This window comes from Cellulomonas sp. HZM, assembly GCF_000708885.1.
Classification (GTDB): Bacteria; Actinomycetota; Actinomycetes; order Actinomycetales; family Cellulomonadaceae; genus Cellulomonas.
In genome coordinates, this window is the sequence record NZ_JEOE01000008.1 from 11,102 (window position 1) to 33,162 (window position 22,061).

Here is a 22,061-nt window from a genome sequence, read left to right on the forward strand (position 1 = left end):
TCCGCCCGTGGGAGATCGACCGCCTCGAGCTGGCCGAGTTCATGGCGCTGTGCGAGTACCTCGACGAGATGGAAGAGAGGGCCGGCGGTGAGTAGCACGACGACCACGCTCGAGTTCCTGCTGACCGCGACCGACCGCGCGTCCGAGACGTTCAGGAAGGTCGGGGAGGCATCGGAGAAGACCTCCTCGAAGATGTCGAAGCTGAAGGCCGCCGGGGCGATCGGCCTGGCCGGTCTGGCGGCTGGCGCGATCAAGTTCGGCAAGGACTCCGTCGACGCGTTCGCCGACGCGCAGGCGTCCCAGACGCGCCTCGAGGACGCCTACCGCAAGTACCCCGCGCTCGCGGACACGCAGATCTCCAAGCTGCGTGAACTGAACTCGGCGCTGCAGCAGAAGACCGGCTACGACGACGACGACACCGCGGCCGCTCAGGCCGCTCTCGCGCAGTACAAGCTGTCGGGCGACCAGATCGCCCGGCTGACGCCCCTGCTGCAGGACTACGCCGCCAAGACGGGGCGGGATCTGCCGGCCGCGGCGAAGGTCGTCGGCAAGGCGATGCTCGGCCAGGGCAAGGCCCTCAAGGACGTCGGCGTGAACTTCACCGACACGAAGTCGCTCGCGGGCAACTTCTCCCAGGTGATGATCGAGCTCAACGACAAGGTCGGCGGGTTCGCCGAGAACGGCGTCGACCAGGCCGCGAAGAAGTCGAAGATCCTGGCGGCCAACTTCGGCGACCTGCAGGAGACGGTCGGCTCCAAGCTGCAGCCCGCGCTGACGAAGGTCACCGAGGCCGGCATCAAGGTCCTCGACTGGCTGACCAACACCCCCGGCGCGATGCAGGGCGTCGCGATCGGCCTCGGCGTGATGGCGGTCGCGTGGGCCGCGATGACGCTCGCCGCGTCCCCGTGGCTCGCGATCGGAGCCGGCATCGCCCTGGCCATCGGCGGCGTGATCCTCGTCGTGAAGAACTGGGGCAAGATCGGCCCCTGGCTGTCCGCGCAGTGGGACAAGGTGTGGGGCGCGATCAAGGGTGCGTTCGAGACCGGCTACAAGGCCGTCAAGGGCGCGCTCGGCAAGGTCGGCGACGTCGTCAAGAAGGTGTTCTCCTACACCCCGATCGGGCTCATCACGACCCACTTCGGCGCGATCGTCGACTTCTTCAAGGGCATCCCCGGCAAGGCCCGCTCCGCGCTCGCGGCCTTCGGCGGTGTGATCAAGAAGGTGTTCTCCTACACGCCGGTCGGCCTGGTCGTCACGAACTTCGGCAAGATCGTGACCTTCGTCAAGGGCATCCCGGGCAAGATCCGCCGCGGGCTGGGTGACCTGAAGGACCTGCTGCTCAACGCGGGCGGCGACGTCATGCGCGGCCTGTACAACGGCATCTCCTCGAAGGTGCAGGCCGTCGTGGACAAGGTCGCCTCGGTCGCGACCGCGATCAAGGACAAGTTCACCGGGCTGTTCGACATGCACTCCCCGTCGCGCGTCACCCACGGGTGGGGCAAGAACCTCATCGCCGGCCTAATCAACGGTCTCGACGCGAGCCGTGACAAGGCCCGGTCGGCGATCGAGCGCGTCGTCGACAGGATCAAGTCGACCAAGGGTCTGCAGGGCGAGTCGGCGCTGCTGAAGTACGTGAGGGCCGAGGCCAAGAAGCTCGACGACGCGTGGAAGCAGTACGACGCCACGGTGGCGAAGTACGAGAAGGCGAAGGACCGTCTCGCCGGGCTGCGCTCGGACAAGGCGGCGATGGTCTCGAGCGTCAAGGGCGGCATCACCGGGCAGCTCGACCTGAGCAAGGGCATCACCGCGGCGACCGAGGCGACGTCCACCACGACGACCGACCAGTACGGGTACGAGCACACCACCACGACCAAGGCGAAGCCGGCCAAGGCGACCTTCGCGTCGGTCGCCGGCACGGTCAGCTCGCTCGCGAAGAAGGCGAAGAAGTTCGCGGGCCTGCTCTCGAAGATGGCCAAGGTCGGCATCCCCGCCGGGCTCGTGCAGGAGGTCGCGGGCATGGGGATCGAGGAGGGCACCCAGGTCGCCGACGCACTGGCGAACGGGACGGCCGCCGAGGTCAAGGGCCTGCGCAAGTCGTGGGCGACGCTGCAGAAGTACAGCGGCGATGCCGGCGTCACGGTCGGCGGTCAGGCGTACAACGCGAAGATCGGCAGCGCGAAGACCAAGGCAAAGTCGGCCAAGGCGAAGGTCAAGAAGGCCCGCAAGATCACCGACGAGGACGCCAAGGCGATCGCGAAGGCGCTCGCCAAGGTGCAGATCAAGAACGAGGTGCACGTGGCTGCGACCATCGGGGTGGACCGCCGCACGTCCGCGAAGATTGTGCAGACCGGCAACGCCGAGCTCAAGCGCTCCGGGTCCTCCGGCACGATCGCGCCCAGGGCTGTCTGATGCTGTGGGCGCAGCTCGGGCCGATCGGCTACCTGCAGGACCTTCCCGACGTCGCACCCGTGCAGGTCGCCTCGGACCGCGCTACCAGCGAGCTGGTCACGCTCGGGGGGCTGCGCTACGTGCAGACCGCTCCCCGCGCCCCACGAACGTGGAGCGTGCCGATGACCTTCCTCTCGCCGGCGCAGGTCGCGTTCCTGCACGCGTGCGCTCAGGGCGCGGTCCCGGGTGACCTGTACCTGCTGACGTCGGACGCGGCTGCCGCCAACCTGCTGCCGCCGCACCTGGCCGCTCCGGGCGCGGGCAAGGACACGACGCTCGGCCCGGTCTCGACGTCCCCGACGTCGGGTGTCCCGGTGCCCGGCACCGGGCCGATGATCGGGGTAGCCACCGCAGCCTCTGCCGGCCCCTGGTCGCCCACCGTGCCGCTGCGCTCCTCCGCGGCGCACTTCCTGTCGTGCTGGGTGCTGTCGGGCACCTCGATGCCGGCAGGCTCGGTCATCGCCCAGTACCAGGTCGTCACCGGCGGCGGGGCGGTGCTCGCGACAGGCAACATCGTCGCGGCCACGACGGGGACGCTGGTGCGGGCCACAGCATCGTTCACCACCGGCGCGACGGCGGGTGGGGTCCAGCTGGCCACCGCTGCGACAGCAGGGCGCACGATCACCGCGCTGCGACTCACCGAAGGCACCCCGTCGGGCACCGAGTGGGCCGCCGGCGCGGGTGCGGCCAAGGTCGTCGTCGACGACCCGGCGCAGACCCTCAACCTCGTCCGGGGCAGCACCGTCCTCTCGGACTACCAGTGGACACTGCGGGAGGTCGCCTGATGGTCACGCCGCGCACGGTCGCGACGGTCGACGTCGGCGCGGGCGCCGAGGCGCTCGAGCCGCTGTCGTGGTCGACGAAGCGAGAGCTGACTGGCGGCGCGCTGCCCGGGCAGGTCCGCGCCGCCTCGGGGGTCGCGACGGGCTCGGGGACGATCGAGGTGCGCGACCCGAGCACCCGCACCCCGTGGACGTCGAGCAAGATCGCCCCGGGCGGGAAGATCACGATCGACGCGGCCCTCGACGCGCCAGCGCTGGTCCCGCAGGCGACGAGCTACCCGGTGGCGCGGATGGTCGCCCGCTCGGTGGGTGCCGACGGCGCTCTGACCGCGAAGCGCGACATCGAGATGGCGGACGACCTGACGTCGTTGCGCGGGCCTGTCTCGGTGCCACCGTTCATGTACGACACCGGCAACGGCCTGGTGCAGATCGACGCCGCGTGGGTCATCGACCAGGCCGCCCGGGCGGGCGGCTACTTCGCGACCCCTGCGCCGGTCTCGTCGGCGATCCTGTCCGCGCCGCTGTGCGGGTCGATCCGCCCCGAGGTCGGGACGGTGAACCCCGGCTCGAACCCGACGCCGGGTTGGGGCACGGACCCGCTCGGTCGCGTCTACACCCCGTCCGGCTCCTACGAGTACACCCCGACCCGGCCGGTCAACGTCGGCGACGTGCTCTACGCGACGTGGAACTACGTGGGCATCACCGACAGCGGCATCGAGCTGCGCATCTCGGGCACGGTGTACGTCTACGCGTACGCGAACAGCTCGGGCTTCGTCGGGATCAGCGCGAGCGACGGCTCGAGCGCCACCGGCTCCTACGCGACGTTCGCAGCGTTCACCGACGACCCCACAAGGGTGCAGGTCAAGATCGAGCGGCTGTCGACCACCCAGACCAGGATCAGCGCTCGCGGCGGGCCGGCCGAGTCGTGGGGCACGCCGCTGACCCTCACGCACGCGTCGATGGGGACGTTCACGTACGTGCGCACGCGTGGGTGCATCGGCATGCAGCTGACGACCGTCGCGGACGCCGCCCTGTGGCGCCGACCCACCGCCGTGATCGGCTCGTCGGGGTCGCCGCTGACGGCGCTCGTCGCGCCGACCAAGAGCGACGCGTGGAGCCTCATGCAGCAGGTCGCCGCCTCGACCTTGGGGGCGCTGTGGCTGGACGAGACCGGGGTGCTGACCTACCGCGGCCGTGACTACGTGCGCGGCCAGACGTCGGAGGTCTTCACGGGCGCCCCGCTACCTGGCGCCGGTGGCGGGGCGATCGTTGCCGAGACGACGCTGGTCGACCTGCCGTGGTCGGTCGGCATCGACGATGTGGCGGACCGGGTCGAGCTCACGTACACCCCGCCCGACGTGGTCATGGCTGCAGCCGGGCAGTACACGACGACGGTGTGGACCTCGAGCGACATCGTCGCCGTCAGCCCGGGCAAGACCTACCAGACGTACATCGACCTCGAGACCGCCGTTGACGACCTCGCACCCTGGTACCCGGTCTGGGACGCCGGGTATGCGGCGTCCCGCATGTCCAGGTGGGCGGCCTCGACCCAGCGCGACGGTGGCGGCACCCAGCCGGCATCGAACGCGCTGACCGTCACCTCGGATCTCGTCACCCCGTCGCGCATCCGGCTGCGGATCACGAACAACACCGGGGGAGTCCTCTACACGGCGGGCTCGGACGGCACGAGCCAGATCACGATCCGCGCGACGACGCTCGTCTCCACCGGTGAGCCGGTGACGATCGCGACGGGCAAGTCCGCCGAGACCGCCATCAACCCACTCGCCGTCGACCTCGGCATGTGGGTACAGGACGACGCCGCGGCCGCCGCGGCACTGTCGTGGCTCAAGACCGCAACCTCCAACCCGTTGCCGGTGCTCGAGGGTGTCGAGATGGTGCCCGACCTCACCTGCCGTCTCGGAGACGTGCGCATCCTGCGAGACCCGAAGTTCACGAACCTCGTTGCGAAGGTGCTCGTCGTCGGCGTCGACCTCGCCGCGACTCCCGGGTCGCTGAAGCAGACGCTCACGCTCGCCGTGCTCGACGTCGTCGAGGGCGACATCGCGGCACTGCTGCTGCGCGCGGCGGTCGCCACCGAGGCGAACCTCGCTTCCTACATCACCACCAACCTCGGCGCTGGCGCGACCGAGGACCAGCTCGGGACGGATCTCATCGGAAGGGTGTTGGCATGAGCGACCCCACCACATCGCTGTACCCGGCCCCGGTGTCAACCTCGGATGCCGCAGTCTCGGGCGGCGAGACCAACGTGGTCCGCTTCTCCAAGCGGGTCCGCGACTGGCTCAACGGGCTCACCCCGAGCGGCGCCACCGTCTTCGACACCGGGGCGGTGGCATGCACGATCGCGGGCGGCTTCACGGGCAGCCTGAGCGTTCGACGGATCGGCAAGCAGGTGTTCTTGCAGGGGCTCGTGAGCGGGACCTTCGCCGCGAACACCACGACGACCGTCGCGATCATCCCCAGCGCCTTCCTGCCGACCGGGGTGTGCGCGCTGGCTGTCACACCGTCGAGCGGGGAGCCGGGCTGGGGCTGGGCATCCGGCAGCTCGATCAGCGTCCGCAAACCCACCGCTGGCAGCACCGGCGTCTACATCACCGCGGCGTGGGTGCAGGCCTGATCGACCCAGCCCACCGCCAATCTTTCCGAGCCCGCCCACCGTGGCGGGCTTTCTCATGCCCCCGAGGAGGCCTCAGCATGGCCGTCAAGACGAACAACGGTTTCCCCCGCCTGTCCGGGCTGGTGAGCCTCAAGACGATCAAGGTCCGCAAGCAGACCACCCGTGTCCGCACGGGTGACGCCGGGACGATCCTGGGGTGGGTCGCCCGGCAGATCGACGCCGACGTCGAGCCGTGCCAGACCCTGTACGGGTGGCGCAGCCCCGCGACGAACACGGCCGCCGGCGGGGTCGGTGACTCCAACCACCTGTCGGGGACCGCGATCGACTACAACGGCGGCAAGCACCCCTACGAGCGGACCTGGAACAAGACGCACCCGGCCGGGTCGTGGCGCCCGGGCTGGTCGGCCGACGCGGTCAAGGACATCCACGCGATCCTCGCGGCCGCGTCCGGTGTCGTCGTGTGGGGCAACGACGTCTCGTCCCGGTACGCGGTGGGGTGGCGCGACGCGATGCACTTCGAGGTCCGCGCGTCCGCCGCGGCGCTCAAGCGCGCGACCGACAAGCTGCGCGGCGGCACCGTGCACGTCACCGCCGACGTCCTGAACGGCCGCGCGAAGCCGTCGACGGCGAAGCCCGTCAAGGTGCTGTACCGCCGCAAGCGCGGCTTCAAGATCACCTACACCCAGGTGCTCTACCGCGAGGGCCGCCTGTGGCTCAAGACCCGCTACGGCACGTACTACGCCGCCGAGCACACGAGCTGGTGAGCGCTCAGCCCGGCCAGCCCGACGAGGTCACCCTCGCCGTGCTCGCCGCCCGCATGGACGACGTCCGCGAGGACATCCGCGGCATGCGCACCGACCTGTCCGCCCACCGCGCCGAGCTCGTCTCACGCGGCGAGTGGGAGCAGCGCAACCGCGCCGTCGACGCCCGCTTCCAGGAGCAGGGACGCGAGATCAGCACCCTGCGCACCTCGCTCGAGACGAAGACCACCGCGCTCGACGCCCGCGTCACCGCCGCGGACAACAAGGCCGACGCCCGACGCGCCCCGTGGTGGGCCGTCGGCGCGCTCGTCGTGTCGGCCGCGGCCCTGCTCGTCACCCTCGTCCCCCTGATCGCCCGACCCTGAACGGAGCCACCATGACCACCACCACCGACGACGCGACCGCCCTGTCGGACCGCGCCGTCTCGATCCTGCGCACCGCGGTGCCTGCTCTGTGGGGCTCACTCGTCGCCGCAGTCCTCGCCGCGCTCGCACCGCACCTGCCCGCGACCGTGTACGACGCGCTCGCGGACGCCCTGAGCTCGGACGTGACCCGGGCGCTCGTCGTCGCGGTCGTCATCGCGGCCTGGTACGCGCTGTGGCGGCGCCTCGAGCCGCACACCCCGGACTGGCTCACCCGCCTCGTCCTCGGTTCCGCCCGGACCCCCGGGTACCCGCTGCCGGAGATCTCCGCCGAGTTCTACGCCGACGGCGCGCACGTCATCACGACGCTCACGGACGACGAGGTGTCGATGGTCCGCGGCCTGCGCAAGATCGAGGGCCGCGACGAGACGACCGGAGCACCGCCCGCCTGATCCGACCCAGACCGAAGCGCCCCCGCCCCCTGCTCAAGCAGGCGAGCGGGGGCGCTTTCGGTCACGCAGCCGCCGCCCGGAGGTGGAGCGCGGTCCGGCCCCGGGACCCGCTCGATCTGGGCGCTATGCTCCGGGCCATGGCCAAACTCGACTACGCGTACCTGGCGGACTACGCGACCGTCCAAGATGGCAAGCTGACAGCTGTCGGAGCGAGCTTCACGCACGTGATCGCCCCAGCGTTTCCTATCGCGTGGCCGGTCTCGATCGCTGGTCGACTGACAGCTCCGCAAGATGCGCCGAAGATGGAACTCGGTGTCTCGATCGTTGGTCCGAACGAGGTGTACGAGATCAACACGACGATGCAGCTCGGCGACGCAGTCGATGTGCGTCCCTACCGAGGGAAGGTCGGCAGACTGTTCGCCGTGACGACGATGCTGCCTCTCGTTGAGGCTGGCCTGTATGTGGTGAACATCGCCCTCGACGGCACGCACGTCCGCCGATTGGCGTTCGAGGCCACGCTGACCGAGGCGTGACATGCGACTGGCAGCCTCGGCGCACGTGCACAGGCGCATGAACGAACGTGGCATCTCGTGGGGACAGATCGAGGTGGCAGTTCGAGAGGCCCACACGCACTACCCGGGGAACGATGGGTCCACCGCGCACGTTTGGACTAGTCCGGAAGGACGTACCCTTCTGGTCTGGCTCATCAGGAAGTCGGGATCTACCGATGAGATGCTGGTGAAGTCAGCAGCATGGCGAGAGGACGGAGACCGGTGAGCGAGCACACGCACACCCCCCAGATCACGATCGAGATCGATCACGAGGCGGACGCCGCGTACATCCGCCTCTCGAGCAACAGTGTGGCCTCGACCAAGACCCTCACGGACGACGTGCTCGTCGACCTGGACACCATGGGTGTCGCGGTCGGCATCGAAGTGCTCAGCCGCGGGGCCAAGATCCCCTTCGGTCGTCTCACGACCGAGTTGCACATCCACAGCACGGTCGTCGAACTCGTGCGCCAGATCCAGCCGAGCGTTTCGGCTTTCAGCGTTCGAAGCGAGGCCGAGGCCTCCACGCTCGCCTCCTCCCCACAGTTCGAATCGGCGACGCACTGACCACGACGAAGCGCCCCTACCCTCAGGCAGGAGGGCGGGGGCGCTTCGTCGTGCGACCGTCATGCCGCCTTGCGCATCGCGTCCCGGTCGGCGATCCACTCTCGCAGTAGCCCGGGCCGGGCGCTTTCCTCGTCCCCGCCGTCGGGTACTCCTCAAGCACGGAGCCGGTGATGCCGATGATCACAGCGCCTGCAACGCCGCGGGCTCACCGAAGCCGAAGGGGACTCTTCTATGGCTAGCGTCACGCCACGCGTCATCCAGGTGAAGCTCGACATCACCCTCGACGATCGGAAGTTCTACAACGCGCCCGAGAACATCACCACCATCGCGCAGCAGATCGCTCAAGCCGCCATCGCGGCCGTGGACGATTCCCCCGCCGCGGTTAGGGCCGAGAGTGTTGATGTCGAGTGGGCGTGGATCTACGCGTGGGCCGCGGGAAGCATGACCGTCGCCGGTGCCGCCGGCGTCGACCTGGATCCCGAGGGTGTTGCCGAGTAGGTCGACCGACCACTGTTCGCAGTCACACGTAGCGACGCCCCCGCCCTCCTGCCTGAGCAGGAGGGCGGGGGCGCTTCGTCGTCTCAGCGATCGGCCACCAATGTGACGTGGAGATCGAAGCCCTCTCGCTCGGGCAGCGGGTGAGCCTGGTCCTTGATCGGAACTGTCACCGACCCCGTGTCGGTCAGCTCCTTGAGTTGCTCCTGGGTGAGCTCGACGATCCGTGTCCCCATGTCGCACGCCTCCCGTAGTCGCGGGCCCCGTTGCCCGCGTTCCTACGGTAGCCCCGACCACTCAAACAGCCCTCGTACACTCGTTCGATGGACGACCTCGACCGGCTGCGTGAGCGCGTCGCGTCGCAGTCCTGGAACGCGCACAGCGACCAGTGGCAGACGATCCGCAACGCCCGCCCGATCCCACCAGCCGCGCAGCAGCAGCGCCTCTCCACGCCCGAGCCCGTGCAGGCGTGGATCGTGTGGGAGCGCGACGGCCTTGAGCTCGTCGACACCGACGCCACCTACTACGCCGGCCGCGACGTCCTCGTGACGCTGTCCGACCGACGGTGGCGGACCCACGGGGTGTGGCTCATCGCCCAGGACGTGCGCCGTCGCGCGTGAGAGCTATCGGCCGCGGACGAACAGCGGCATCGCCTGCGGCCGCCCCTTGTCGTCGCCCGCGACAGCCCAGTGCTGCAGCACCCACCCCTGCGCGACGATCGCCTCGAGCATCGGCTCCCAGTCCTTGATCCGCCCCGAGGTGCCGAGCTTGAACGCCGGCATGTTGAGCAGCGGAGTGAAGAACATCGCACCCTCGTCCCACGCGTTCTTCGCGTCGGACGCCATCGAGTTCGCCTTCGAGTCCTTGATCCATCCCATGTCGCCGACCGTAGCGCTCGCGCCGACTTCGGTGACCCGCCGAGCGGGTGAGGTTCACGGCGGCGCTTACGCCGCCGTGCGCTCGCGGATGACGGGCAGTCGCAGCACCGCGTCGCGCCGCTGGTCGTCGTCGACGGCCGTGTAGACGGCGGTCGTCGCGAGCGAGGCATGGCGCATCAGCTCCTGCACGACCCGGACGTCGGTCCCGGAGCGCACGAGCTCGGTGCCGTACCAGTGCCGCAGCTGGTGCGCGGTCCCGGCGACGCCGGCACGCCGCATGACCTCGCCGATGCGTGTGGAGACGCTGTCGCGCCGGATGGGTTCGCCCGGGCGGGTGGGGGAGGGGAACCAGTATCCCCGCGGCATCGACGCCGCGTCGGCGCGCACCGCTGGGTGCAGCGGCAGCTCGACCGTGACGCCGCCCTTGCCGGTGACGCGCAGCGTCCCGCCGACGAGGTCGATGTCGTCGCCGCGGACCTTCGCGACCTCGTGCACCCGAAGGCCCTGGTAGCTCGCGAGGTGGACCATGACGCGCGTCGTTGCCCACATCGGCGTCGCGAGTACTTGCTCGAGGTGGGCGTTCTTCACCGGGCGCGGCATGCGACGCGGCACGCGCGGTGTGCGGAGCAGTGCGGTGGGGTCGTCGTGGCGGTGCCCGGTGCGCAGCAGCCACAGGTGCCATGCCCGCAGCGCACCGAAGTACGTGGCACGCGTCCCGGCGCTCGCCGCGGAGCCCAGCCACTCGACGATGCTGTCGTGGGTCATCGTCTCGGGCTCGCATCGCATCGCGCGCGCCGCTCGCTCGACGACAGCGGGCCTCTCGCTGATGGTTCGGTCGGCGAGCCCCTCGGCTCGCATCGCGGCCTGCCAGAGTCGCAGCAGTCGGGAGGTGGTGGGCGCGGTCGTCATGGTGCTCTCTCCTTCACGTCGTCGTGGGGAGAGGTCGTCGGCAACGCCGAGCGTCGTCGTGATTGCTGGGGGGCGCCTTGGATGGACATCGGTGCCCGACGTCGGGCGTTCGCCTGGGATGACGTGGAGGACGGGGGCGCTCATCGGGTACGGGCTCGGGGCGGCGCCGACGACCGCAGAGCGTCCCGCCAGTCCGCCGGGGTGATGGACCCGTGCGCGGCGAGGACCTCAGCCAGCTCGGCGATGAACGCACGCTCGCGGCCACGGGCCGGCATCGCGTCTGCGACCTCGACCTCGGGTGCGACGTCGTCGGCGAGAGCGGGCACGACTTGCAGGCGCGGGGCTGCGCTGTACGTCTTGCCGTCGAGCCCGATCACGGCCGAGGCAGGTGAGGAGGATTCCTCACCTGCGCTCGCGGGTACCGAGGCGAGGATGCGCCGGTCGTTGCTCACCGTCTTCTGGTCGACGGACAGGATCGGCGCGATCGCCCGCGTGCTCAGACCCCTCCCACTCAGCCAGCCCGTGACCTGCCGGCGCTGCTCGATCGGCAGCCGCATCGGCTCGAGCGTGTCGACGAGGTACGCGGCGACGGAGTCGTACCCGAGCGCTGTCCACGCGTCGCCGGCGATCGCCTGGTCGACGAGCTCGAGCAGGCGTGCGACGCGGTCGCCGACGTCGCGCGCGGCCTGGCGGATGCGGTTCGTCAGCGCCTGCGCGTCAACGACGGACAGCGGTCCGGTCGGTAGCGGCGCGACGAGCGGCTCGTCCCCCGTGAGCACGTCGACGACCCCGCGGTGCACACCGGTGACGATCTGCGCGGGCAGCGCGACCCGGCGGGTCACGCCGCCACCGCCGGGATCTGCTCGGGTGCGGGTGCACCCCAGGGGCCGGGGATGACGGCGGCGAGCTCGTCGCCACCCCCCACCTTCGGATCAGAAGGTTGGGGGTTCGAGTCCCTTCGGGCGCACGTCGTGAAGGCCCGGTCTCGTCAAGAGACCGGGCCTTCGTCGTACCCGGCGCCACGACGGCCGGGGTCCAGCCGTCGCTCCCACGTGCCGATGCTCACCTCGTGCTGCATGCCTTCCTCGAGGTCCGCCTCCTCCCGTGGCGCCCCCGCGCCCGCGTCATGAAGCCCGACACCCTGCGCGACGCCGCGTTCGACGTCCCGGTGGTCGACGACCTGTCGGGGCTCGTGATCAGCGTCGTCATGAGCGTCCTGATGCTCGTGGCTGCGCCGGTGATCGTCGTGGTCCTGGCGATCGTGCTGCTCCCGCTCGAGCTGTGGTTCGTCGTCGTCCTCGGCCTGCTGGTCGTCGTCGCGCGGTTCGCCGGGGTCATCCCGTGGACCGTGATGGTCGTCGAGGGCGACGACGAGGAGGCCGAGCGGTTCCGGTGGCTGCCGAGCGCGCTCGCGCGCGTGCGCGAGTGCAACGGCGACCGGCGGGTGCGCGTGGTGTGGAAGTGGGCATGACCAGCACGGCAACGTTCGTTACCGTCGTGCCGACCCGACGATCGTGGGTCCCGACCGGTCGGTGGTGAGCAGTGGTGTCCCAGGAGCAGCGGGTGGTCCCGTCGCGTCTGCGGATGCGCACCGTCCGGGTGTTCGCGTCCGGGGTCGGTGCACGGCGCGTGCGCAGGCCGGCGGACGTGCTGCTCGTCGTCGTCGCGCTGCTCGCCCTGGTCCCGCTCCTGCTGGCCGCGCCGGGGCCGACGAGGTTCGACGTGGACCTCTCCGAGCTCCTGCGCGGGTTCACCGGAGCGTGGGCGCTGCTCTGGTCGGTCGGCTACGCGGTCCTCGGGGTGTGGGCGCTGGTCCTCGTCGTCGTGGTGCTGTGCACCCGGGGACGACGGCGGCTCCTGCTGGACCTGGCCGTCGCGGCGCTGCTCGCGGTCGTTGCCGCGGTGCTCGTCGGACGGCTCGGTGGCACGTCGTCGTCGGAGTCGTTCGGCGCGCTGCTGTCCACTGATCCCGACCAGGTGTTCGTCGCGGCACGGCTCGCGGTGGTGACGGCAGTCGTCGTCGCCGCGTCGCCCGCGGTGACGCGGCCCATGCGCGTCGTCGGGCGGGTCGTCATCGTGCTCGGCGCGCTCGCGGCGGTCGCGCTCGGCATCGCCTACCCGATCGGTGCGGCGGCGGGTTTCCTCGTCGGTGTCGTCGCCGCCGCGGTGACGCACCTGCTCCTGGGCTCGCCGGACAGCCGGCCGACCGCACGGCAGATCGAGGACGACCTCGCCGGGCTGGGCGTCGCCGTCACGGACGTCGCCCCGGACGTGGTCCAGGTCCCCGGCACCGCCCGCTACGGCGCGACCGACCCCGACGGTCGTCGGCTGCTGGTCGAGGTCTACGGCCGCGACGCGTGGGACAGCCAGTTCCTCATCTCGCTGTGGACCGCGATGGTCCGCCGCGGCGAGCGACCGCACCTGGGGCGCACGCGTGTGGCCCAGGTGGAGCACGCCGCGCTCGCGACGCTGCTCGCGCAGCAGGCGGGTGTGCCGGTGCCTCGGGTCGTCACGGTCGCGGAGACCGTCGACGGCGACGCCGTGCTCGTCACCGAGGTGGCGGGCACGCCGCTCGTGGACGTGGCCGCGCAGGTGACCGAAGGCCTGGACCTGGAAGGCGCCTGGCGCTCGCTCGCGGACCTGCACGCCGTGGGCATCGCGCACGGGCGCGTCGACCCCACACGTGTCGTCGTCCTCGACGACGGCAGGGTCGGCCTGACCGACCTCGCAGGCTCCGAGCTCGCGGCCGACGAGGACGACCGCACGACGGACCGCGCGCGGCTGCTCGTCGCGACCGCGCTGGCTGTCGGGCCGGAGCGGTCCGTCGCCGCCGCGCTCGAGGTGCTGGGGCGTGACGGGCTGACCGACGTGCTGCCCTACCTGCAGCCGGCCGTGCTCGACACGGCGACGCGCAAGGCGGTCAAGGCCGGCGACTGGGACCTGGCCGCGCTGCGGACGGGGGCCGCGCAGGCCGTCGGGAGCGAGGCACCCGCGCTCCAGAAGCTGCAGCGCGTCACCGTCCGGTCGGCGGTGATCGCGCTCGCGGGTGCCGCCCTCGGCGTCGTCCTGGTGAGCAAGCTGCTCGACGTCGACTACGCGAGCCTCGCGGCCGAGCTCTCGACCGCGAACTGGTGGTGGCTGCTCGCCGCTCTCCTGGTCGCACCGACGATGCCGCTCGCGACGGCGTTCGCGACCCTCGGCGCCACGCGCAAGCGCGTGCGCTATGGACCCGTGGTCATGTTCCAGTACGCGGTCCAGTTCATCGCGCTCGCCGTTCCCTCGTCGGCCGGTCGGCTCGCGCTCGAGGTGCGGTTCTTCCAGAAGGTCGGCGTCGCGGCGGCCGGGGCGCTCTCGATCGGGCTGATCGACAGCGTGGCCGGGTTCGTCGTGCAGCTGTTCTTCCTCGCGCTCGTCGGGTTCACCGCGCTGCCCGGGCTGACCGCACCGATCGGCGGCACGCCCGATCCGTCGGCCTCCGCCTCGGACGGCGGCTCGCTCGTGACGCTGATCATCTGGCTGGTGGTCGTCCTGGTGGTCGCCGTCGGCACCACGTTCGCCGTGCCGTCCGCGCGGCGACGGGTGCTGTCGTTCGTGCCCCGGGCGCGCGCGACGATCCGGTCGCAGCTCGCCTCGGCGCAGGAGGCGCTCACGGTGCTGCGGCGCCCCTCGAAGGTGGCGCAGCTGCTGGGCGGGAACCTGGTCGCACAGCTCATCGGCGCGCTCATGCTGTCGCTGAGCCTGCAGGCGTTCGGCGTCCACGTGCACCTCTCGCAGCTCCTCGTCGTGAACGTCCTGGTGAGCCTCTTCGCGGGGATCATGCCGGTGCCCGGCGGGGTGGGCGTCACCGAGGCCGCCTACATCGCGTGCCTGCAGGCGGTCGGCGTGCCGAGCGTCGTCGCGGTCTCGGCGTCGATCGCCTACCGGCTCATCAGCTTCTACCTGCCGCCGCTGTGGGGGTGGGCCGCGCTCGCGTGGCTCCGCCGGCACGACTACGCCTGACGCACGGGTCGCTCACCACGACGTGAGGTCCGCCGCGTACCAGGTGCGGAACCGGGTGCGCAGCCACACACGCCCCTCGCGGTAGGCGGTCTCGACGTAGTGGATGCGGAACCCGGTCTCGCGCTGGTGCTTGATCTTCGCGCGGGTGGACGGCTTCGCACGGCCGTTGAGCAGCTTCGTCGTGACCACGGCCCACCCCTCGGTGAGGTGCTTGGCGGCACGGTCCACGTCGGCCGCGGAGGCACCCTTGATCTCGACGTGCATCGCGTCGCGCCAGCCCGCGGGGTAGTCGAGCCCCCAGCGCAGCACGCGAGCGGCGGCGAGGATGCGGCGCACGTCGGCCTCCTCGTCGGCCGACCAGCCCGAGCTCCACCCGTGCGGGCGCGTGTGCTCGTACGGGTGCCGACCGCCGTTGAAGTCGATCGCCGTGCCGGACAGGTGGTTCGACGACGCGATGCCGCCCGCGGCCGCGTTCACCGCCGGGCTGCGCCAGCCGAACACGGTCGACGCGGGCTCGACGGTCGCGTCGATCTGCCGTGCCACCCACCCGAGCACCACTGCGGGTGAACCCGCCCGCACGCGCGTCGCGTTGCCGTGGACGGTGAGCGTGACCAGGTCCGACGACGCGCGCCGCGCGATCGTCGTGAACCCGTTGTTCGTCGTCGCCACGGCCGCCTCCTGGGCTCGTCACCTGACGTGACACCAGGATCCTCCCGCCACCGGCGAGATACCTGCCCGTGATGACCCGGACACCTGGCGGCGCTAGCGTGACGTGGGTGACCGAGAACACGAACCCCATCGCCACTCGTGAGCGCACCGTCGACGGCTTCGTGCGGGAGTTCCTGCGCGAGCTCAACTTCGGGCAGGGCGTCGACCTGTCGCGGGCCTCCGTGAACGACAAGTACCTCGCGATGGCGCGCACCGTCCGCCACTACCTCATGGTGCGGTGGCTCGAGACGCTGCGGCGGCAGAACGAGCTGCAGGCGAAGTCCGTCGCCTACCTGTCGGCGGAGTTCCTGCTGGGCCGCCAGCTCGACAACGCGCTGCTCGCGTCGGGGCTCGAAGACATCGTCGAGGAGGGGCTGTCGTCCCTCGGCATCGACCTCGCGGAGCTGCGCGAGGCGGAGGTCGAGCCGGGTCTCGGCAACGGCGGGCTCGGGCGGCTCGCGGCGTGCTTCATCGACTCGCTCGCGACCATGAACGTGCCGTGCATCGGGTACGGCATCCGGTACGAGTACGGCATCTTCCGGCAGACGTTCGTCGACGGCTGGCAGGTGGAGAAGCCCGACGACTGGCTGGCCCTCGGGTCGCCGTGGGAGTTCCCGCACCCCGAGGCCGCGGTGCGCGTGAGCTTCGGCGGCCAGGTGGAGCAGTACCAGGACGACGACGGCGTGGTGAAGCGCCGCTGGGTGCCGGGCTGGTCCGTGCTCGGCGTGCCCTACAACTACATGGTCCCGGGCTACGAGAACGGCCGCGTCAACACGCTGCGGCTCTGGAGCGCCAAGGCGACGCACGCGTTCGACCTGCAGATCTTCAACTCGGGCGACTACGCCGAGGCGGTGCGCGCACAGACGTTCGCGGAGAACATCTCCAAGGTCCTGTACCCGGAGGACTCGACGCCGCAGGGCAAGGAGCTGCGGCTGCAGCAGCAGTACTTCTTCGTCGCGTGCTCGCTCAAGAACTTCATCGACGACGTGCTGCCCGAGGGCTTCGACCTGCACCGCCTGCCTGACCGCATCAACTTCCAGCTCAACGACACGCACCCCGTGATCGCCGTCCCGGAGCTCATGCGGATCCTGGTCGACGAGAAGGGCTGGGACTGGGACGACGCGTGGGGCGTGACGAAGCAGTGCTTCGCGTACACGTGCCACACGCTGCTCCCGGAGGCGCTCGAGGTGTGGCCCGTCGAGCTGCTGGGCCGGCTGCTGCCGCGCCACCTCGAGATCATCTACCGCATCAACGAGGAGTTCCTCGACGAGCTGCGCGAGACGTACCCGGACGACGAGCTGCGCGTGCGGCGCATGTCGATCATCGCCGAGTACCCGGTCCGCGCGGTGCGCATGGCGTACCTGGCGACCGTCGCGGGCACCAAGGTCAACGGCGTCGCGGCGCTGCACAGCCAGCTGCTCGCGGACAAGGTGCTCAACGACTTCGCGGCCTACTGGCCCGAGAAGTTCACCAACGTCACCAACGGCGTCACCCCGCGCCGGTTCGTGCGCCTCGCCAACCCGGGCCTGTCGGGGCTGATCACCGAGTCGATCGGCGACGGCTGGGTGACCGACCTCGACCGGCTCTCCGAGCTCGAGCCGCTCGCCGAGGACGCCGAGTTCCGGCGCCGGTTCCGCGAGATCAAGCACGCCAACAAGCTGCGCATCGCCGACGTGCTCACGCACCGCGACGGCATCGTCGTCGACCCGGGCACGATGTTCGACGTCATGGTCAAGCGCCTGCACGAGTACAAGCGCCAGACGCTCAAGCTGCTGCACATCGTCTCGCTGTACGAGAAGGTCACGTCGGGGCAGGTGGACGTCTCGACGATCACGCCGCGCACGTTCGCGTTCGGGGCGAAGGCTGCGCCCGGCTACCTGCTGGCCAAGCAGATCATCGCGCTGATCAACGCGGTCGGCGCGACGATCAACGACGACCCCGCGCTCGAGGGCCGGCTCAAGGTCGCGTTCCCCGCCAACTACAACGTCACGCTCGCCGAGACGCTGATCCCCGCGGCGGACCTCTCGGAGCAGATCTCGCTCGCCGGCAAGGAGGCGTCCGGCACCGGGAACATGAAGTTCATGCTCAACGGCGCGCTGACGATCGGCACCGACGACGGCGCGAACGTCGAGATCCGCGAGCTGGTGGGCGACGAGCACTTCTTCCTGTTCGGGCTCACCGAGCCGCAGGTCGAGGACCTCGTGAACCGCGGGTACCACCCGTCCGCCTACTACGAGACCAACGCCGACCTGCGCCGCGCGCTCGACCTCATCGCGTCGGGCGCGTTCTCCGGCGGGGACCGGCACGTCTTCGAGCCCGTGGTGTCCAACCTGCTCAACGAGGACCGGTTCCTCGCGCTCGCGGACTTCCAGGCGTACGTCGACGCGCAGGCGCGGGTCGACGCCGCGTACGCGGACCAGGAGGCGTGGACGCGCTCGGCGGTGCTGAACGTGGCGCGCGGCGGGTTCTTCTCGTCCGACCGGTCGATGCGCGACTACATCGACCGCATCTGGCACACCCCGCCGGTCCCGCCGGCCTGACCTCTTCCGCGGCGGTGGGGCGTGCAGAGGCGGCTAACCTGGGGCGGTGAGCCCGAAGAAGCCGCAGGAGATGAAGCCGTCCACCGCCGCCGCGAAGCTGGACGTGTACCTGCCGGCGACGCCGGAGGAGTTCCGCACCGGGACGGTCACGCGTGACGAGCTCGCCGAGCTGCAGCGCAACCCCCCGCAGTGGCTCACGGACCTGCGCCGCGAGGGGCCCCACCCGCGCGGGGTCATCGCGGCGCGGCTGCGGGTCTCGACGAGCGGGCTCGCGCGCGCCGGCATCACCGACCCGCTGACGACGCAGGAGATCGCGGACCTCGTCGCCGACCCGCCCGAGTGGCTGGTGCGCGAGCGCCAGACGTTCGAGGAGGTGCGCCGCGAGGAGCGCCGACTCGAGTCGCGCGACGCCGACCGCCGCGCGGCGGCCGCCCGCCCGGAGGCCTGACCCACCCTCGTCGCGCCTCGCCCGGTGGGAACGTGAAGCGTTTGGTGGCTGTGGGGCACCAAACGCTTCACGCAGCGGGTGTCAGCGGCGGCCGCGGCCCTTCGGGGGTGTGCGACGGGGCTTGGGGGTCGACGATCCCTTGCCGGTCGATCGGCGCTGCGAGCCGCCGGCTGCGCGCGGCTTCTCCCCGGTCGCGCGCGGCTTGTCGCCGCCGCGGGTCCGCGACGAGGCACTCGACGAGCCGCCCGACGGCTCCGCGCCGCCTCGGCCGCGCGACGACGCCGCGGTGCGCCCGCGGACGATCCCGATGAACTCCTCGGTCAGCTCGTCGTGCCGGTCGGTGACCCACGCGAGCCCGACACCCGAGCCGGGCGCGTCCACCACCGGGCGCGACGCCACACCGCGCCGCTGATGGATCCGGCCCAGCGAGTGGGGCAGCACCAGGACGGCGTGACCTGCGGCGACGAGGTCCACCGCCTCGGGCGTGGTCGCCACGTCCCCGGCGAACCGCTCGCCCGGGCAGTCCCAGACGAGCACGTCGTCGCCCGGCACCACGACGACCTCGTCGGCCAGGTCGGACGCCGAGACCTCGTCGACCGCCGTGAACACGTGGTCCTTCGCGACGAGCACCACGGTCCGCTCCTCGTACAGCGGGATCACGGACAGCCCGTCCCGGTCCACGGGCAGCCGCACGAGCGCCACGTCGCCCTCGCCGGCCCGCAGCCGCGCGACGGCCTCGTCGGCCGCCACGACCACCACCTCGAGCGGCACGTCCGCGAGCCGTTCGCGCCACACGCGCAGCCACCGGTCGGGGTTGACGCCGGGGACCAGCAGCACCCGGAACGCGCTCATGCGACCCTCCGCGCGATGACGTCGTGCACCGGGTGGCCCAGGTCGAGGCCGCGCTGCTCGAACTTGGTGACGGGCCGGTGCGCCGGGCGGTCCACGAGGCCGGACGACAACAGGCCGGGGTCGGCCGCGAGCACGTCGCGCATCTGCTCGGCGTAGTCCGGCCAGTCGGTCGCGCAGTGCAGCGTGCCGCCGACGACGAGCCGCGAGCGCAGCAGCTCCACGTGCTCGGGCTGCACGAGCCGGCGCTTGTGGTGGCGCGCCTTCGGCCAGGGGTCGGGGAAGAAGACGTGGACCGCTGCGAGCGAGCCGGGCGCGACCGCGGTCCGGAGCAGCTCGAGCGCGTCGCCGTGGCCCACGCGCACGTTGGTCAGGCCGCGGGCGCCGACGAGGCCCAGGAGCGCCGCGATGCCCGGCAGGTGGGCCTCGAGCGCGAGGTAGTCGCGGTCGGGGTCGGCGGCCGCCATCTCGGCGGTCGTCTCACCCATGCCAGAGCCGATCTCGAGCACCACGGGCGCCTCGCGGCCGAACAGTGCGCGCGTGTCGAGGACGCCGTCCGCCGTCGGGAACGGCGAGGCCGGGTCGTGCACCGAGAACCCGTAGCGCGGCCACCAGCGGGTCAGGGCCTCCTGCCGGTCGCGCCCGAGCGCCGCACGACGGGGGTGGAACGTGCGCAGCGGCTCGTGCGGCCGCGCGGCGACGTGGCGGAACGCATCGCCGGAGGTGGTCACGCGGCCAGCCTACGGGCGCGACGAAGGTCGGGCCCCGGGCGGCTCGTCGCGTAGCTCGTCGGGCACGGAGATCACTGCGAACCGCTCGCCGAACGGCCCGCGGAGGTGGGCCACGCGACCGAACGGGGAGTCCTGCGGCCCGGAGTCGACCGTGCCGCCGAGGTCCGTGACCCGCGCGACGACCTCGTCGGTGTCGCGCACACCGACGTACACGGTCCACCGCCCGGGCTCGTCGTCGGCCGCCGCACCCGTTCCGTACGCACCTACGCCGGCCACGGGGCCCGCTGCCCCGGCCAGCGCGGCGTACACGAAGCCGCGGCCGCTCATGTCCTGCGCCCCCAGGCCCGTCACCGACCGGTAGAACGCGAGCGCGGTCGGCTGGTCGTGGCTCATGGACTCGACCCAGACGACGGCGCCCGCCTCCTGCGCCACCTGCCAGCCCGTGAGGGCGCCCGCCTGCCAGAGGCCGACGACGGCACCCGTCGGGTCGGCGAGCACCGCCATCGTGCCGAGCGCGGGCACGTTCGTCGGCGCGACGAGCTCGCGAGCGCCGGCCGCCACCGCGCTCCGAGCGCCCGCCACGGCGTCGTCGGACGCGAGGTACACGCACCAGGCGGGCGTGCCGGCCGACGAGCCCTCGCCCAGTCCGGCCACGCGCCGGCCGCTCACCGTGGCGAACGTGTACCCGCCGAGCTCGGCCCCGCCGTCGACGAGCTCCCAGCCGAGCAGCGGGCCGTAGAACGCCGCGGCGTCGTCGAGCGACGGGATCGTGAGGTCCGCCCACGCGGGCGTGCCCGCGGGCCAGGGGTCGCGGTGCGTCGTCATGGCCCCCATCCCACACCGTTCTCGCCACGGCCGCAGCCACGGGGCGCGACAGCCGCGCGCGACTGTGCTACTCACGTCACATGGCATCCGACGACGCGGGGGCGACGACGTTCGACCTGCCCTCGGGCCGCGAGGGCGGCGGCGAGAGCGGGCTCACGGTGGTCGTCGCGCTCGGCGCGAACCTGCTGATCGCGGTCGCGAAGACCGCGGCGGCGGTCGTCACGGGTGCCGCGTCGATGCTCGCCGAGGCCGCGCACTCGTGGGCGGACACGGGCAACGAGGTGTTCCTGCTCGTCGCGCAGCGCAAGGCGGCGCGCCCCAAGGACGCGACCCACCCGCTCGGGTACGGGCGGGAGATCTACGTCTGGTCGATGTTCGCGGCGATCGGGCTGTTCGCGGTCGGTGCGGGCGTCTCGATCACGCACGGCGTCCAGGAGCTGATCCACCCCGAGCCGGCCACCGACTTCGGCATCGCCTACGCGGTCCTCGCGGTCTCCGCGCTGCTCGAGGGCACGTCGTTCCTGCAGGCCAACCGGCAGGCCCGGCGCGAGGCGGCGACCCGCAAGAGGGACCTGCTCGACCACATCCTCGCGACCTCGGACCCCACGGTGCGCGCGGTGTTCTTCGAGGACGCGGCGGCCCTCGTGGGCATCGTGATCGCAGGCACAGGCATCGCGCTGCACCAGGCGACCGGGTCCGCGACGCCGGACGCGATCGGCTCGATCCTCGTCGGCGTGCTGCTCGGCGTCGTGGCGGTGGTGCTCATCGAGCGCAACCGGCGCTTCCTGGTGGGGGAGCAGGCCGATCCGGCGGTCACCGCCGCGGCCGTGCACCAGCTGCTCGCGCAGCCCGAGGTCGCGCGCGTGACGGCGCTGTCGCTGCAGTTCGTCGGCGCGCAGCAGCTGTCCCTGCTCGCCGACGTCGACCTCGTCGGCGACCCCGACGAGACCACGGCCGCGCACACGCTCGCCGCCCTCGAGCGTCGGGTCATGGAGCACCCCGCGATCGTGCGCGCGATCCTCAGCCTGTCCGAGCCCGAGGAGCGCTCGATCGGCGACTGACGTGCGCCTTCGCGCGCCGCGCGGCGGCCCTAGAGTGAGCCCGGACCGGGTGCCCGGGCGAGT

General features: G+C 71.5%; 24 protein-coding genes. 16 read left to right on the forward strand and 8 right to left on the reverse strand.

What is annotated here, in order from left to right; all coding sequences use genetic code 11:
- Window positions 1-87: 87 nt before the first annotated feature.
- From AW16_RS0106425 to AW16_RS0106470, 10 genes are all read left to right on the forward strand, one after another.
- Entirely contained in the window at window positions 88-2,409 is a 2,322-nt protein-coding gene (locus tag AW16_RS0106425) for a hypothetical protein (RefSeq protein WP_029289139.1), read from the forward strand.
- On the forward strand, window positions 2,409-3,233 hold the full coding sequence (locus AW16_RS0106430) for a hypothetical protein (RefSeq protein ID WP_029289140.1): 825 nt from the start codon (window positions 2,409-2,411) through the stop codon (window positions 3,231-3,233). The genes AW16_RS0106425 and AW16_RS0106430 overlap by 1 nt, the downstream gene beginning before the upstream one ends.
- Complete coding sequence (locus AW16_RS0106435; RefSeq protein ID WP_029289141.1) at window positions 3,233-5,422, forward strand: hypothetical protein; 2,190 nt, start codon at window positions 3,233-3,235, stop codon at window positions 5,420-5,422. Before AW16_RS0106430 ends, AW16_RS0106435 begins: the two co-directional genes overlap by 1 nt.
- Complete coding sequence (locus AW16_RS18580) at window positions 5,419-5,865, forward strand: hypothetical protein (RefSeq protein ID WP_034648242.1); 447 nt, start codon at window positions 5,419-5,421, stop codon at window positions 5,863-5,865. The genes AW16_RS0106435 and AW16_RS18580 overlap by 4 nt, the downstream gene beginning before the upstream one ends.
- Window positions 5,866-5,942: 77 nt before the next feature.
- On the forward strand, window positions 5,943-6,629 hold the full coding sequence (locus AW16_RS0106445) for a M15 family metallopeptidase (RefSeq protein ID WP_029289144.1): 687 nt from the start codon (window positions 5,943-5,945) through the stop codon (window positions 6,627-6,629).
- The gene (locus tag AW16_RS0106450) at window positions 6,626-6,991 is read left to right on the forward strand and encodes a hypothetical protein (RefSeq protein WP_029289145.1); all 366 of its coding nucleotides are present in this window, start codon (window positions 6,626-6,628) and stop codon (window positions 6,989-6,991) included. Before AW16_RS0106445 ends, AW16_RS0106450 begins: the two co-directional genes overlap by 4 nt.
- Before the next feature lie 11 nt (window positions 6,992-7,002).
- Complete coding sequence (locus AW16_RS18585) at window positions 7,003-7,440, forward strand: hypothetical protein (protein WP_029289146.1); 438 nt, start codon at window positions 7,003-7,005, stop codon at window positions 7,438-7,440.
- A 137-nt stretch (window positions 7,441-7,577) separates the two neighbouring features.
- Window positions 7,578-7,973: a hypothetical protein gene (locus AW16_RS17590; RefSeq protein ID WP_156044074.1), complete on the forward strand. Its 396-nt coding sequence runs from the start codon at window positions 7,578-7,580 to the stop codon at window positions 7,971-7,973.
- A 240-nt stretch (window positions 7,974-8,213) separates the two neighbouring features.
- The gene (locus tag AW16_RS16950; RefSeq protein ID WP_051681722.1) at window positions 8,214-8,555 is read left to right on the forward strand and encodes a DUF2283 domain-containing protein; all 342 of its coding nucleotides are present in this window, start codon (window positions 8,214-8,216) and stop codon (window positions 8,553-8,555) included.
- A 231-nt stretch (window positions 8,556-8,786) separates the two neighbouring features.
- Window positions 8,787-9,053 (forward strand): hypothetical protein, encoded by a 267-nt coding sequence (locus AW16_RS0106470; RefSeq protein ID WP_029289148.1) that lies wholly within the window; start codon window positions 8,787-8,789, stop codon window positions 9,051-9,053.
- An 83-nt stretch (window positions 9,054-9,136) separates the two neighbouring features.
- On the opposite strand, the gene AW16_RS18360 is transcribed toward AW16_RS0106470, so the two are convergent.
- Complete coding sequence (locus AW16_RS18360) at window positions 9,137-9,286, reverse strand: hypothetical protein (protein ID WP_156044075.1); 150 nt, start codon at window positions 9,284-9,286, stop codon at window positions 9,137-9,139.
- A gap of 87 nt (window positions 9,287-9,373) precedes the next feature.
- On the opposite strand from AW16_RS18360, the gene AW16_RS0106480 reads away from it, so the two are divergent.
- Window positions 9,374-9,670 carry a hypothetical protein gene (locus AW16_RS0106480; RefSeq protein ID WP_029289149.1) on the forward strand — a complete coding sequence of 99 codons (297 nt, stop codon included), beginning with the start codon at window positions 9,374-9,376 and terminating at the stop codon, window positions 9,668-9,670.
- Window positions 9,671-9,673: 3 nt separating this feature from the next.
- Here the strand turns inward: AW16_RS0106480 and AW16_RS0106485 are convergent, their stop codons facing one another.
- From AW16_RS0106485 to AW16_RS0106495, 3 genes are all read right to left on the reverse strand, one after another.
- Complete coding sequence (locus AW16_RS0106485) at window positions 9,674-9,928, reverse strand: hypothetical protein (protein WP_029289150.1); 255 nt, start codon at window positions 9,926-9,928, stop codon at window positions 9,674-9,676.
- 66 nt (window positions 9,929-9,994) lie between these two features.
- Window positions 9,995-10,837: a tyrosine-type recombinase/integrase gene (locus tag AW16_RS0106490; protein WP_197021575.1), complete on the reverse strand. Its 843-nt coding sequence runs from the start codon at window positions 10,835-10,837 to the stop codon at window positions 9,995-9,997.
- A gap of 140 nt (window positions 10,838-10,977) precedes the next feature.
- Window positions 10,978-11,679: a hypothetical protein gene (locus AW16_RS0106495; protein ID WP_029289152.1), complete on the reverse strand. Its 702-nt coding sequence runs from the start codon at window positions 11,677-11,679 to the stop codon at window positions 10,978-10,980.
- Window positions 11,680-11,906: 227 nt separating this feature from the next.
- Here AW16_RS0106495 and AW16_RS0106505 point away from each other — a divergent pair, with 227 nt between their 5' ends.
- Together AW16_RS0106505 and AW16_RS0106510 are read left to right on the forward strand one after the other, a co-directional pair.
- Entirely contained in the window at window positions 11,907-12,308 is a 402-nt protein-coding gene (locus AW16_RS0106505; RefSeq protein ID WP_029289153.1) for a hypothetical protein, read from the forward strand.
- Between the two features lie 113 nt (window positions 12,309-12,421).
- Complete coding sequence (locus tag AW16_RS0106510; protein ID WP_156044076.1) at window positions 12,422-14,836, forward strand: lysylphosphatidylglycerol synthase transmembrane domain-containing protein; 2,415 nt, start codon at window positions 12,422-12,424, stop codon at window positions 14,834-14,836.
- Between the two features lie 12 nt (window positions 14,837-14,848).
- Here the strand turns inward: AW16_RS0106510 and AW16_RS17595 are convergent, their stop codons facing one another.
- Window positions 14,849-15,505 (reverse strand): M15 family metallopeptidase, encoded by a 657-nt coding sequence (locus AW16_RS17595; protein ID WP_029289155.1) that lies wholly within the window; start codon window positions 15,503-15,505, stop codon window positions 14,849-14,851.
- Window positions 15,506-15,576: 71 nt separating this feature from the next.
- Here AW16_RS17595 and AW16_RS0106520 point away from each other — a divergent pair, with 71 nt between their 5' ends.
- Together AW16_RS0106520 and AW16_RS0106525 are read left to right on the forward strand one after the other, a co-directional pair.
- Window positions 15,577-18,084, forward strand: a complete 2,508-nt coding sequence (locus AW16_RS0106520; protein WP_081861503.1) for a glycogen/starch/alpha-glucan phosphorylase — start codon at window positions 15,577-15,579, stop codon at window positions 18,082-18,084.
- Between the two features lie 46 nt (window positions 18,085-18,130).
- A complete protein-coding gene (locus tag AW16_RS0106525; protein ID WP_231495966.1) occupies window positions 18,131-18,532 on the forward strand; it encodes a DUF5997 family protein in 402 nt (133 codons plus the stop codon).
- Window positions 18,533-18,613: 81 nt separating this feature from the next.
- Here AW16_RS0106525 and AW16_RS0106530 read toward each other — a convergent pair whose 3' ends face one another.
- The 3 genes from AW16_RS0106530 to AW16_RS0106540 are packed head-to-tail and all read right to left on the reverse strand — an operon-like array spanning window position 18,614 to window position 20,937.
- On the reverse strand, window positions 18,614-19,384 hold the full coding sequence (locus AW16_RS0106530) for a LysR substrate-binding domain-containing protein (RefSeq protein WP_034648245.1): 771 nt from the start codon (window positions 19,382-19,384) through the stop codon (window positions 18,614-18,616).
- The gene (trmB, locus tag AW16_RS0106535) at window positions 19,381-20,112 is read right to left on the reverse strand and encodes a tRNA (guanosine(46)-N7)-methyltransferase TrmB (RefSeq protein WP_029289159.1); all 732 of its coding nucleotides are present in this window, start codon (window positions 20,110-20,112) and stop codon (window positions 19,381-19,383) included. The genes AW16_RS0106530 and trmB overlap by 4 nt, the downstream gene beginning before the upstream one ends.
- A gap of 9 nt (window positions 20,113-20,121) precedes the next feature.
- Window positions 20,122-20,937 (reverse strand): VOC family protein, encoded by an 816-nt coding sequence (locus tag AW16_RS0106540; RefSeq protein ID WP_051681723.1) that lies wholly within the window; start codon window positions 20,935-20,937, stop codon window positions 20,122-20,124.
- Between the two features lie 80 nt (window positions 20,938-21,017).
- Here AW16_RS0106540 and AW16_RS0106545 point away from each other — a divergent pair, with 80 nt between their 5' ends.
- Window positions 21,018-21,998: a cation diffusion facilitator family transporter gene (locus AW16_RS0106545; RefSeq protein ID WP_051681724.1), complete on the forward strand. Its 981-nt coding sequence runs from the start codon at window positions 21,018-21,020 to the stop codon at window positions 21,996-21,998.
- Window positions 21,999-22,061: the final 63 nt, after the last annotated feature.

Coding starts and splice junctions, on each gene's coding strand:
- AW16_RS0106510 (WP_156044076.1), top strand. CDS start 12,422: ATGCGCACCGTCCGGGTGTTCGCGTCCGGGGTCGGTGCACGGCGCGTG.
- AW16_RS17590 (WP_156044074.1), top strand. CDS start 7,578: ATGGCCAAACTCGACTACGCGTACCTGGCGGACTACGCGACCGTCCAA.
- AW16_RS0106435 (WP_029289141.1), top strand. CDS start 3,233: ATGGTCACGCCGCGCACGGTCGCGACGGTCGACGTCGGCGCGGGCGCC.
- AW16_RS0106540 (WP_051681723.1), bottom strand. CDS start 20,937: ATGACGACGCACCGCGACCCCTGGCCCGCGGGCACGCCCGCGTGGGCG.
- AW16_RS18585 (WP_029289146.1), top strand. CDS start 7,003: ATGACCACCACCACCGACGACGCGACCGCCCTGTCGGACCGCGCCGTC.
- AW16_RS0106490 (WP_197021575.1), bottom strand. CDS start 10,837: ATGACGACCGCGCCCACCACCTCCCGACTGCTGCGACTCTGGCAGGCC.
- AW16_RS0106430 (WP_029289140.1), top strand. CDS start 2,409: ATGCTGTGGGCGCAGCTCGGGCCGATCGGCTACCTGCAGGACCTTCCC.
- AW16_RS0106530 (WP_034648245.1), bottom strand. CDS start 19,384: ATGAGCGCGTTCCGGGTGCTGCTGGTCCCCGGCGTCAACCCCGACCGG.
- AW16_RS0106545 (WP_051681724.1), top strand. CDS start 21,018: ATGGCATCCGACGACGCGGGGGCGACGACGTTCGACCTGCCCTCGGGC.
- AW16_RS0106480 (WP_029289149.1), top strand. CDS start 9,374: ATGGACGACCTCGACCGGCTGCGTGAGCGCGTCGCGTCGCAGTCCTGG.
- AW16_RS18580 (WP_034648242.1), top strand. CDS start 5,419: ATGAGCGACCCCACCACATCGCTGTACCCGGCCCCGGTGTCAACCTCG.
- AW16_RS0106485 (WP_029289150.1), bottom strand. CDS start 9,928: ATGGGATGGATCAAGGACTCGAAGGCGAACTCGATGGCGTCCGACGCG.
- AW16_RS18360 (WP_156044075.1), bottom strand. CDS start 9,286: ATGGGGACACGGATCGTCGAGCTCACCCAGGAGCAACTCAAGGAGCTG.
- AW16_RS0106470 (WP_029289148.1), top strand. CDS start 8,787: ATGGCTAGCGTCACGCCACGCGTCATCCAGGTGAAGCTCGACATCACC.
- AW16_RS0106520 (WP_081861503.1), top strand. CDS start 15,577: ATGACCCGGACACCTGGCGGCGCTAGCGTGACGTGGGTGACCGAGAAC.
- AW16_RS0106445 (WP_029289144.1), top strand. CDS start 5,943: ATGGCCGTCAAGACGAACAACGGTTTCCCCCGCCTGTCCGGGCTGGTG.